Source organism: Pseudomonas asturiensis (assembly GCF_900143095.1).
Taxonomy (GTDB): domain Bacteria; phylum Pseudomonadota; class Gammaproteobacteria; order Pseudomonadales; family Pseudomonadaceae; genus Aquipseudomonas; species Aquipseudomonas asturiensis.
In genome coordinates, this window is record NZ_FRDA01000006.1 from 224,027 (window position 1) to 235,412 (window position 11,386).

Genomic DNA, 11,386 nt, shown 5'->3' on the forward strand with positions numbered 1-11,386 from the left:
GCCAATACCTTGTCAGAAGTGTTACCAGACTAGCGTTTTATCTATCGAATGAAAGCGCAAAATTTCGCTTCGATGCATCGAAGAACATGATCAATCGGCGGCTGAAGTTTTCCTCATGCCTGACCTTTCATCGCCTTCGCAGCAGCAGCATCCCGATAAATTCAGCGCTGTAACACTTTGCAATGACCATCGGCCGTTCGATGCCGATGAACGGCAGCATTGCACCCCGCGAACTCATTTCACTGCATGCCCAACAGAGAGAACGAATTCGCCGCGCATAAAAAAAGGGGCACGGTTCGCACCGTGCCCCTTGCGTTCAGCGGTTGCCCGTCAGTTCTTGACGTCTGCAGGCGCTGTATCAGTGGCCTTGGCTGCAGGCTTTTTGGTGTCATCGGCCTTGGCCGGAGCCTTCTTCGCTGGCTCCTTTTTCACCGGCTCTTTCTTGGCCGGTTCTTTCTTGGCAGGCTCTTTGTGCGGCGTCTTCTTCGCCGGTTCAGCCTTGGTGGCAGGCTTCTTGACGGGTTCGGCTTTAACCGGCGGCGTAACCACAGGGGCGACGACGGGTGCGACCGGAGCAGGCACTGGAGCAGGAGCAGGTTCAGGGGCTTTCTCGGCGGGTGCCGGGGCTTGCTCCGGTGTGTCGGAGCCGCCGAACATCCGCGAGAAGAAACCCGGCTTGTCGGCCTGCGGCTTGGCAGGCTCAGCCGGCTTATCGGATGAACCGCCAAACAGGTTGCTGAAGAAGTTGCCTTCCGACTTCTGCGGCGCTGGCGCTGGTGCCTTCGGTGGAACGACCTTGACCGGCTCGAATGACTTGCCTGCCGCTAGATCCTGCACCTGACTGGCTGCACGCTGACCACTGCGCAGCGCGCCTTCCAGCGTGCCGGGGTACAAGGTGTCGGTGTGCTCACCCGCAAACGCGACACGCTGGATCGGCCGTTCCCACAGACGCCAGTACTTGCTGATCTGGCCAGGACCGAACGCCAGATACGAACCGCCCGTCGACGGGTCGACGCTGTAGCGACGGATTTCGTAACCGGTGTAGGCACCGCGTGCCTCAGGGTAGAACGCATGCAGACGGATCAGCACCTGATCGACCAGTTGCTTGTCGCCAAAGGCCTGCATGATGCGAGCGTTGTCGCCGGACAGGTTGATCACCACATTGGCGCCGCCCTTGAGCGCAGGCTCGATCCACAGCATGCCAAGGCCCGTGTTACTGAACACTTCACCCGACATGCGCGCCTTGCTGTCCCAGACCGGCGTCTTGAACTTGAGCATGATCTGGTCGCGCCAGCCGTAATTGGTGCTCTTGACCGCGCCCATGTGCTGGGCATCCAGCGCCGGGGTCATCTGAATCTTGCTCAGCGAACGCAAGGGCACTGCCAGGACGACGTAATCAGCGGTGTAGCTCGCAGCACCGGCCTTGACCGTGACGTGGTCCTTGTCCTGAATGACGGCCGATACAGGCGAGTTGGTCTTGATGGTTTTCAGCTGTTTGACGAACGCCTGAGCCAGCACGGTGCTGCCACCGGGCAGGCGCGAGGCCCGCAGGTCACGCTCGTCCACGGAGCGATAGACGCTGGACTGCTGAGCGAAATACAGCAACGACAGGCGCGAAGGCTCGTCGTAACGCGTACGAATCTGCTGGTTGATCAACTGACGCGCCGTGGTCGGCAGGTTCAGGCGATCCAGCCAGTTGGCGACGTTGATCTGGTCCAGCGCGAACAGGGTGCTGTTGGACGCCGGGTTCTGCGGGTCGTCAATCGACCGCGCCAGGTTGTCCAGCGTATCGTTGTAACGCTTGATGGCTTCGGCAGTAGCCGGCTGTTTGGCTGCCAGATCCGCCTGGGTGAAGTACACACCATCGATCAGGTAGCTGGGCGTGCGCACAAACTCGGGGGCAGGCACGGTGGCCAGTTTGAAGGTGTCCAGGTAGCGGTTGAGTACCGGCTGCGCCTTGGTATTGCCGATCCACTCACTGGTGGCCAGCCCCGAGCGTCCGCCCAGACTCGGCCTGGCTTCGAGCAGCGTGACCTGCCAGCCTTTGACTTGCAGCTCATAGGCCGCTGTCAGGCCAGCCATGCCGCCGCCGACGACAATCGCGGTTCGTTGTTTGTCATCGGCGAGCGTCGAAACGCTGACCAGCCCTGTCACTATCAGCGCACACGCGCGCAGCCACCCAGAAAGCATTCCGTGAACTCCGAAAAAACAAGGGGAAGGTTGGGCAAGTCGGCCCGGAACATCGAATAGCGAGGCAGGATACGCGAGCCATCAGATAGCCGCCAGCAATGTCCATCGCCCTTTAAAACTGCATCAAAGGTTGTGGCATAGCCGGGCATTGCATAGGCTTGCGCGATTGTTCGTCCTCGCCTCAAGCGAGTCGCTACCCGGAGATTGCACATGGGCCTGAATGACCAGTGGATGCAGCGTGACCTCAAGGTCTTGTGGCACCCCTGCACCCAGATGAAAGACCACGAAAACCTGCCGCTGATTCCGATCAAGCGTGGTGAAGGGGTGTGGCTGGAAGACTTCGAAGGCAAGCGCTATCTGGACGCCGTCAGTTCCTGGTGGGTCAATGTGTTCGGACACGCCAACCCGCGTATCAATCAGCGCATCAAGGATCAGGTTGATCAGCTGGAGCACGTAATTCTGGCCGGTTTCAGTCACCAGCCGGTGATTGAGCTGTCGGAGCGCCTGGTCAAGCTCACACCTGAAGGGCTGACACGCTGCTTCTACGCCGATAATGGTTCGTCCTGCATCGAAGTCGCGTTGAAAATGAGCTTTCACTACTGGCTAAATCGGGGCCAGCCGGAAAAGAAGCGTTTCGTGACGCTGACTAACAGCTACCACGGCGAAACCATGGCCGCGATGTCGGTCGGCGACGTGCCGCTGTTCACCGAAACCTACAAGGCGCTGCTGCTGGACACCATCAAGGTGCCAAGCCCTGACTGCTACCACCGCCCCGACGGCATGAGCTGGGAAGAACACTCGCGCAACCTGTTCGCGGCCATGGAGCAGACGCTGGCAGAGCACCATGCCAGCGTTGCGGCCGTGATCGTCGAGCCGCTGATTCAGGGCGCGGGCGGCATGCGCATGTATCACCCGATTTATCTGAAACTGCTGCGCGAAGCCTGCGACCGTTATGGCGTACACCTGATCCACGATGAAATCGCCGTGGGTTTCGGCCGTACCGGCACGATGTTCGCGTGTGAACAGGCGGGTATTCGTCCTGACTTCCTGTGTCTGTCCAAGGCCCTGACAGGCGGCTATCTGCCACTGGCGGCCTGCCTGACAACCGACGATGTCTACGACGCGTTCTATGACGATTACCCGACCCTGCGCGCCTTTCTGCACTCGCACAGCTACACGGGCAACCCGCTGGCCTGCGCTGCGGCGCTGGCGACGCTGGACATCTTCGAGCAGGACAACGTGATCGAGAACAACAAGGCGCTCGCGCAACGCATGGCAAGTGCCACGGCGCATCTGGTGGACCATCCGCACGTCGCGGAAGTACGCCAGACCGGCATGGCGATTGCCATCGAGATGGTCCAGGACAAAGCCAGCAAGACCGCCTACCCGTGGCAGGAGCGCCGGGGCATGAAAGTGTTCCAGCACGCCCTGGAACGCGGTGCACTGCTGAGGCCGCTGGGCAGCGTGGTTTACTTCCTGCCGCCTTACGTGATCACGCCGGAACAGATCGACTTTCTGGCCGAGGTGGCCACCGAAGGCATCGACATCGCCACGCGCAGCAGCATCAACGTAGCGGTGCGGGAAAACTTTCATCCGGACTTCAGGGATCCGGGGTGATTCGCTGAACACCGACCGACACCTTCGCGGACAAGTCCGCTCCCACGCAGTATGCAGCCCAAAGTGGGAGCGGACTTGTCCGCGAAGGCTTTCTCAAGACAAACACATCAGTACGCCTACAGAGACACGCCATGAGACTGTCCCGCTTTTTCACTGACACGCCGCTGAGCCTGGGCGAGCACGAATTGCCCGAAGCCCAGGCGCATTACATCAGCCGCGTACTGCGCATGACCGAAGGCGATGCCTTGCAGCTGTTCGACGGGTCCGGCAGCGAGTTTCGCGGCACCTTGCTGGAGGTCGGCAAGAAGCGCGTGCGCGTGCAACTGGACGAATGCTTTGCCGGTCAGGTCGAGTCAGGGCTGCGCATTCATCTGGGTCAGGGCCTGTCGCGGGGCGAGCGGATGGACTGGGCTATCCAGAAAGCCACCGAACTGGGCGTGAGTGAAATCACCCCGATCGTCAGCGAACGCTGCGAAGTGCGCCTCAAGGATGAACGCGCTGAAAAGCGTCAGGCGCACTGGCAGCAGATCGCGGTCAGCGCCTGCGAACAGTGCGGCCGTTCAGTGGTTCCAGTGATCCACCCGCCCATGCCGCTGGCCGACTGGTTGAAACAGACCGAAGCCGATCTGAAGCTGGTCCTGCACCCGGTTGCCGAACCTCTGACCAGCCATGAAAAACCCGCAAGCCTGGCGTTTCTGATCGGCCCGGAAGGCGGCCTGAATGACGCCGAAGTCGAACAAGCCCAAACTGCCGGTTTCCACGCCGCGCGCCTCGGTCCGCGCGTACTGCGCACTGAAACCGCCCCCGTCGTGGCGCTGAGCGTGGCGCAGCAGTTGTGGGGGGATTTTTAGGTATGACGCAGAGTCCTTGTGGGAGGGGGCTTGCCCGCGATGGACGATGACGCGGTATGTCAGGTAAATCGTGTCATCGCTCATCGCCGGCAAACCGCCCCCTATCAAGCAACCCGTAACCCACTGAAGAAACCTGATTTCGTGGGAGCGGACTTGTCCGCGAATGCAGCAGTCCGCTGAGTGCCGTGTGTCGCAACGTTTCCCGGCACACTCCGGAGTGGTGATCCGGCCCCCTCAAAGCACATAAAAACAAATCGCCACAAAGTGCATCAGACTGCCGCCGATCACGAACAGGTGCCAGATGCCGTGCCAGTGGCGGATGTGGTCGTAGGCGAAGAAGAGGATGCCGACGGTGTACAGCACGCCTCCGCCCGCGAGCCAGATGAAGCCCGCGACGCCGAGTGCCGCCAGCAGGGGTTTGATCGCGACCAGTACGATCCAGCCCATCACGGCATAGATCACGATGGAAAGAATGCGCGCTTCCGAGCGCGGCTTGATTTCCTGCAGGATACCGATCAGCGCCAGACCCCAGACGATCCCGAACAGGCTCCAGCCCCACGCCCCGCGCAACGTGACGAGGCAGAACGGTGTGTAGCTGCCGGCGATCATCAGGTAGATCGAAAAATGATCGACCTTCTGCATGATGGACTTCGAGCGCCCTTTCACACTGTGATAAACCGTCGAGACGCTGTACAGGGTAACCAGACAGACGCCATAGATAGCCATGCTGACGACCTTCCAGACATCGCCATGCAGGCTCGCCATGACCAGCAGCCAGATCGCCCCGACGGCTGCCAGAACGGCGCCAACGAGATGAGACCATGCGTTGAATTTCTCTCCGTAGTACATCCACGTATTACCTTGTTTTGCCCAAAACGCTGATTGCAGAGGCTCCCGGTTATTGAAACAAAGTGCAACGTATCTGTCTGTGACAGATATTTCAGGCAGCCAGCCTCGCTTTAGTTGTGCACAATCCAGCCACATCAATAAAAAGCGCCACACCATGCAGATCGATGACGAACTCACGCTCAAAAAACTGGAAATCTTCCTGGCCTTCATGCGCACCGGCAATCTGGCACGTGCCGCGGCAGAGTTGCAGACCAGCAACGTCAGCGTGCATCGCGCCATTCACTCGCTGGAAAGCGCCCTGCGCTGCCCGCTGTTCAAGCACGAAGGCCGCAACCTGACGCCCCTGGAGAGTGCTTATATCCTGGAGGAGCGTGCGCAAAAGCTGATTCAGGACGTGATCACTACGGTGGAACTGACGCGTCAGGCTGCGGGCTTCTCGGCAGCGCGATTTCGGCTCGGGGCCTTGTATTCGCTGACGGTCAAGACCGTGCCACAGTTGATCATGGGCTTGAAGATCCGCCGCAGCGAGCTGAACATCGACCTGATTCTGGGCTCCAACATCGACCTGCTCTACAAGCTCAAGAACATGGAGGTGGACGCGATGCTGGTGTCGCTGGACGAAAGCACCAACGACCCGGACTGCGAGCACCTGGCACTGTTTTCGGACGATATCTTTCTGGCCGTGCCCACCGATTCGCCATTCGCCGAACACAACGAAGTGGACCTGAGCGACCTGCGCGAAGCGACGTTCATCACCCTGACCCAAGGCTTCGCGACCCACCGCGACGGCATCCGGGTATTCGAACAGGCAGGTTTCGAGCCCACGGTGGCGATGCAGGTCAACGACATCTTCACGCTGCTGAGCATGGTCAGCTCTGGCGTCGGCTATGCGCTGCTGCCGGGGCGCATCGCGGCTGTCTATGAAAACCGTGTGCGGCTGATCCCGCTGCAACAGCGCTACCGGATGCAGCAACACATCGGCATGGTGTTTCTCAAGTCCAAGGAGCGCGACCCCAACCTGCTGGCACTGGTAGCAGAATGCCGGATGTATGCCAATCGGCTGATCGAACAGACAACCTGAGCCTCCCGTGCAAAAAAACGGAGAGGCCCCGAACCAGCGCTTAGCCGACGATGCCGCGCACGATGAAATACAGCAACGAAGGCCCTAGCAGGCAGCCCAGTCCTGTATGGAAAGTGGCGGTCAACGCGCCATAGGGCACCAGACGCCGGTCGGTTGCGGCAAGCCCGGCCGTCACGCCGCTGACGGTCCCGGCCAGACCGCCGAAAACCATCGCCGAGCGCGGATTGTCCAGCCCCATCCAGCGTGCCGCCATTGGCGTACCGACCATCACCAGAATCGCCTTGATCAGGCCGGTGGCAATAGACAGGGCCATGACGTCAGACGTGGCGCCCAGGGCCGCGCCAGTCACCGGCCCAACGATATAGGTCACAGCGCCTGCGCCAATGGTGGTCATGCTGATTGCATCGCGATAGCCGAAGACCCAGGCAATGCTCGCCCCCACGATGAACGGCAGAATGGTGCCCAGCAGCAGGGCCACCGCACCGATCATCCCGGCCTTGCGCGCTTCGGTGGCCTGCACTTCGAAGGCGGTCGCCACGATGGCGAAATCGCGTAGCATCGCACCGCCCATCAGGCCGATTCCGGAAAACAAAGCCATGTCGGCCAACCCTTTCTGGCCGCCCGTCAGCGTGCCGCCGACCCACGCGAGAATCAGGCCGATGACGATAGCAATGGCCGAGCCGTGCACACGGCCAAACGTCAGGCGTTTCGACAACACCACCGATACCCACATGATGACGCCGACGAACGCGAACGCCGTGATCAGGCCGTTGTGCTCAAGTCCTTTTTCGATGAGATCCCACATATCAGCGACCTCCTGCCGGGGTGACATCGGGGGTCAGCAGCGACTCTTCCCTGGGCAGCGGTTCGCCCCGGTTGGTACGGCTGATCAACGCAATGGTACAGGCGCACAACACCACCGAACCGACGGCCGCGAGCACCGCGACCGGGCCGCCCTTGAGGGCCGTCACGACATTTTGCTGCGCGGCCATGGCGACCACGACCGGGATGTACAACGCACCCCAGAAGCCGACACCCATCTCGCAGTCCTTGGTCATGCCGCCGTGCTTTTGCATCCACAGGCGAGCGCAGATCAGCAGGATCATGGCGATACCCACTCCGCCGACATTGGATTTCACGCCCAGCAGCACGCCCAGCATATCGCCGAGAATGACCCCGGCCAGGGTGCAAATAGCGAGTAGAGCCACACCGTAAATAATCATTGTTGTTATTCCTCTGTTTGCATTGCTGAAGTTGTTGTTTTTGTCCTTCGTAGCAGCTGCACGGCGTCTCTATAGGGTGCGGGAGCCCTCCTCTCGCGATAGCGCGACCAGACTGTCCAGACGCGCAGCCTGAAAGGCCACTGCCGTTCCCTGTTCGAACACCCGGCGCGCCAGCCCGGTCAGCACGGCACCAGGCGGCAATTCGATCTGCAGACGTACGCCTCGCTCGTAGGCGGTCTCAACGGTGCTGCGCCAGTCGACAACCCGGCACATGTTGAACGCCAGGTCATCACGCAGCTTTTCAATGTCCATGACCGGCCGCGCCGTGCTGCCGCTCAGGTAACGAATGTTCGGCTTCCTGAGATCGACCCTGGAGAAAGCCTCGGCCAGCGTTCGCGCGGGCGCTTCGAGCAATGAGCAGTGCGACGGCACGCTGACCGCCAGACGCTTGATGGCCGCCGCACCTGCGGCCTTGGCAAGCAGAGCGACCTGACGCATCGCCTCGGCGCTGCCCGCCATGACGAGCTGGTTATCGGCATTGATATTGGCGAGAAAGACCGGTGTTTCAGCCTTGTGAACCTGAGCGACCATCGCTTCGACCTGCGACTGGTCCAGCCCCATGACCGCTGTCATCCCGTAGCCTTCGGGGTAGGCGCGCTGCATCAGCTCGCCGCGCAACGCCACCAGCCGAACCGCATCTTCGAATGCCAGCGCGCCCGCGATCACGGCGGCCGGATAAGCACCGATGGACAGTCCGGCCACGTAATCCGGTTGGCAGTCACGTGCCTGCAACAGCCGGGCACAGGCCACGCCTGCGATCAGCAGGCACAATTGAACGGCACGCGTGGATTGCAGCGCCTGAGCGGTGTCCAGTGCCATGACGTCTTCATCCAGCGCCACGCACGCGTGTTGCAGGCAGTCGCGCACGGTGTGATCGTCGGGCAATTGATGCAGCATGCCCGCCTGTTGCGCGCCCTGACCGGGGAACACCCACAGGCTGCTCATGCGCACACCTCGGCCAGTGGCCAGGGGTCGGTCACCAATCGGGCACCACTGGCACTCTTGAGCAAAACCCGACCGGCTGGCCGTGCCCACTCGCGCAGCGCAACGGCACCCTGCTCAAGCTGCATCTGGACGTCAATCCGGCAGACCGATGTTTCCAGCGCTTCAACCAGTTCAGCAGCCCAGCGCCGGTCCACAAACCGGGGCGTGCGCAGGATCAAATCCAGGTCGCTGTGCTGATGCAGCGCACTGAAACCGCTGGCCAGCTCGAATCCGGCGCTGCCACCAACGCCCCAGCTCAAGCCCAATGAATCCATGATCGGACGCACCTGCCGCAAGGCCCTGAGTGCAGGCCAGTCCCGCAGGCAATCAACACGGGCATCCACCAGGTGCTCGGGACTTACCCGGCGATGGATATCCGCGCAGGCCATGATCGCGGCATAACGCTGTTCACGGGTACGGCCACGCAGACCGACTGCGACCTGCCCCGCTGCCACGACCTGACGCCGCACCACCACTGGCCGACTGGCGAGCACAGCCTCGACAGCCCAGTCGGGCGCATCGTCTGGCAACGCGGACAGCGGCATGCCCCACAACAGGTCGTGGGGCAGCACGGCGGAAGACAGCTCGCTCACCACTGCGTCCGCATCAGCTGGCGCACATGGGCCGACGCCGCACGATTGCTGGCGCCCAGACGACTGCTCAAGTCAGTACCGCTGGCGTGCACATCCTTGATTGCGCTGCTCAGCACATGATGCACCTGGGCGAGATCGTCCGCGCCTGGCTGTTCGATCTGGCTGACCGACAGGGTCTCCCACAGCAACCCCAGACTTGCGTAGCTATCGATGTCGTACGCCATCGGCGCAATCGTCGCGGCGAGCTTTTCCAGCTCCTCGACGCTGCGCAACGTGACACGAGCCGCCGAAGCCTTGCCCATTGCGTGCACCATCACGCCCGGATCGCGCAGGGCAATCAGTCGGTTGGCCTGATAACCATGGGCCAGGAACGCCCCTGACATCGCCTTGCCAACCAGCAGGCTGATCACCGGGTGGCCCGCCAGCCGCGCCCGGGCGTAGCTGTCCACGGCGCCGGCCAGTGCCTGGTGAATGCCCAGCGCTTCCTCTCGGCGACCATAGGCCTGGCTCGGCACATCGACGATGGCGATCAACGCGCGCTTCTCGGGACGCGCACGATCCAGCTCGATAGCCTCATCCACCGCCCAGGCCAGGCCCCAGCCTTCGAGCAGACCGACCTCGCCCTGACGCGCCCGGGGAAAACGGTTTTGCGCGTCGGCCACCACCGCCACAAAACGCACGCTTTGCTCACCCAGCGTACCGTCGGCCACCCTGAGCGAAGCCGGCAGGCCGGCGACCGGCGTGGCGCCTGCGCTCAGTGCGTTGAACCAGTTCAAACCCCGTTGTTGAGTACTCATGACCGGGCTCCTTGAAAGAGAGTGCGCACGGTTTGCGGATCGATCTGCAACTCGGTGTCGAGATTCGCCAGTCGCTCCAGAAACAGCGCGTGTTGTGCGCTGCGATGCTGCGCAGGCACACCCTGCTTGAGCCAGTCACTGACCTGCTGTCTGATGACAGCCACGTCGTCAGCGGCAAAACCGTCCACCAGGTTGCTGGCAAAGCGCTGCTCGCCACCGGTCAGGCTCCAGATGAACGGCCGGTCGCGAGAGTCGTACTCTTCGATGCCCGCCTCTTGCTCGATCACCTGCGGGCCGTTCAGACCCAGTCGTGCTTCCTGCGTGACCAATAGATAACTGCACAGACCGGCGGCGATGGACATGCCGCCAAAACAGCCGACACTGCCTGCCACGACACCGATCACCGGCTGGTATTGCCGCAGATCGACCATCGCCGCATGAATCTCGGCAATCGCAGCCAGGCCCAGATTGGCTTCCTGCAAACGCACACCGCCGGTTTCCAGCAGCACGATGGCGGCAGTCGGGATGCCGTTGCGGTTGTCCTCGGCGGCCAGTTCAAGTGCGCTGGCCATTTTCGCGCCACCGACTTCGCCCATGCTGCCGCCCTGAAAAGCACCTTCGATGGCTGCAATCACCACGGGCAGGCCATCGACCGTGCCCTTGGCGACTACAACGCCATCGTCGGCCTGTGGCACCACACCCTGGCGCGCTAGCCAAGGCGACATCACACGGTCGAACGGGCCGATCAGTTCGCGAAAACTGCCTGCATCCAGCAAGGCGCGGGCGCGCTGACGAGCGCCGAGTTCGATGAAACTGTGCTGACTCAGCAAGCGGGCGGTATCAGTCATGGCCGATCTCCTCGAAGCCCTGCTCCATGCGCAGGCGCACCACGCCCGGCGTGGCGCCGAAGTCGTGAATATCGATGCTCAACGCAGGAGGCGTCTGGCCCTCGAACATGCGCTCGAACAGGTGTTTCCAGCGCAGCGAAGCGCCGTTGACCGAGGTCACGACCTCAATCGTCAGCTTGCCCGGCTGTCCGGGCTCCAGCAGCACTTCCAGATCGCCGGAGCCAACGCAGCCCACCAGCGCACGGCCTTTGGGCGGCTGTCCGGCGGGGAATTCAAAAGACAGGGTTTCCATA

The 11,386-nt window shown here is 61.8% G+C and carries 12 protein-coding genes; 3 read left to right on the forward strand and 9 right to left on the reverse strand.

Translation table 11 applies throughout. The features are described 5' to 3' along the window. Window positions 1-330: 330 nt before the first annotated feature. Entirely contained in the window at window positions 331-2,190 is a 1,860-nt protein-coding gene (locus tag BUB69_RS13290) for an FAD-dependent oxidoreductase (RefSeq protein WP_073167312.1), read from the reverse strand. A 210-nt stretch (window positions 2,191-2,400) separates the two neighbouring features. Between BUB69_RS13290 and BUB69_RS13295 the strand changes: the two genes are divergently transcribed. Both BUB69_RS13295 and BUB69_RS13300 read left to right on the forward strand, forming a co-directional pair. Next, entirely contained in the window at window positions 2,401-3,807 is a 1,407-nt protein-coding gene (locus BUB69_RS13295; RefSeq protein ID WP_024689049.1) for an adenosylmethionine--8-amino-7-oxononanoate transaminase, read from the forward strand. Window positions 3,808-3,938: 131 nt separating this feature from the next. After that, window positions 3,939-4,658 (forward strand): 16S rRNA (uracil(1498)-N(3))-methyltransferase, encoded by a 720-nt coding sequence (locus BUB69_RS13300; protein WP_073167317.1) that lies wholly within the window; start codon window positions 3,939-3,941, stop codon window positions 4,656-4,658. A gap of 234 nt (window positions 4,659-4,892) precedes the next feature. Here the strand turns inward: BUB69_RS13300 and trhA are convergent, their stop codons facing one another. Beyond that, entirely contained in the window at window positions 4,893-5,507 is a 615-nt protein-coding gene (gene trhA / locus BUB69_RS13305) for a PAQR family membrane homeostasis protein TrhA (RefSeq protein WP_073167319.1), read from the reverse strand. A gap of 154 nt (window positions 5,508-5,661) precedes the next feature. Here trhA and BUB69_RS13310 point away from each other — a divergent pair, with 154 nt between their 5' ends. Further along, window positions 5,662-6,588 carry a LysR family transcriptional regulator gene (locus BUB69_RS13310; protein ID WP_073167322.1) on the forward strand — a complete coding sequence of 309 codons (927 nt, stop codon included), beginning with the start codon at window positions 5,662-5,664 and terminating at the stop codon, window positions 6,586-6,588. A 40-nt stretch (window positions 6,589-6,628) separates the two neighbouring features. Here the strand turns inward: BUB69_RS13310 and madM are convergent, their stop codons facing one another. The 7 genes from madM to BUB69_RS13345 all read right to left on the reverse strand — a co-directional run bounded on the left by madM (window position 6,629) and on the right by BUB69_RS13345 (window position 11,385). After that, on the reverse strand, window positions 6,629-7,393 hold the full coding sequence (madM, locus tag BUB69_RS13315; RefSeq protein WP_073167325.1) for a malonate transporter subunit MadM: 765 nt from the start codon (window positions 7,391-7,393) through the stop codon (window positions 6,629-6,631). Window position 7,394: 1 nt separating this feature from the next. Further along, window positions 7,395-7,811 carry a malonate transporter subunit MadL gene (gene madL, locus BUB69_RS13320; RefSeq protein WP_073167328.1) on the reverse strand — a complete coding sequence of 139 codons (417 nt, stop codon included), beginning with the start codon at window positions 7,809-7,811 and terminating at the stop codon, window positions 7,395-7,397. 69 nt (window positions 7,812-7,880) lie between these two features. Next, a complete protein-coding gene (gene mdcH / locus BUB69_RS13325; protein ID WP_073167329.1) occupies window positions 7,881-8,816 on the reverse strand; it encodes a malonate decarboxylase subunit epsilon in 936 nt (311 codons plus the stop codon). Next, the gene (locus BUB69_RS13330) at window positions 8,813-9,439 is read right to left on the reverse strand and encodes a malonate decarboxylase holo-ACP synthase (RefSeq protein ID WP_425439367.1); all 627 of its coding nucleotides are present in this window, start codon (window positions 9,437-9,439) and stop codon (window positions 8,813-8,815) included. The genes mdcH and BUB69_RS13330 overlap by 4 nt, the downstream gene beginning before the upstream one ends. 5 nt (window positions 9,440-9,444) lie before the next feature. Further along, window positions 9,445-10,245 (reverse strand): biotin-independent malonate decarboxylase subunit gamma, encoded by an 801-nt coding sequence (gene mdcE, locus BUB69_RS13335; RefSeq protein ID WP_073167336.1) that lies wholly within the window; start codon window positions 10,243-10,245, stop codon window positions 9,445-9,447. Continuing rightward, complete coding sequence (locus tag BUB69_RS13340) at window positions 10,242-11,093, reverse strand: biotin-independent malonate decarboxylase subunit beta (RefSeq protein WP_073167340.1); 852 nt, start codon at window positions 11,091-11,093, stop codon at window positions 10,242-10,244. Before BUB69_RS13340 ends, mdcE begins: the two co-directional genes overlap by 4 nt. Then, window positions 11,086-11,385, reverse strand: coding sequence for a malonate decarboxylase subunit delta (locus BUB69_RS13345; protein ID WP_073167344.1), 300 nt, complete (start codon window positions 11,383-11,385; stop codon window positions 11,086-11,088). The genes BUB69_RS13340 and BUB69_RS13345 overlap by 8 nt, the downstream gene beginning before the upstream one ends. Window position 11,386 lies beyond the last annotated feature (1 nt).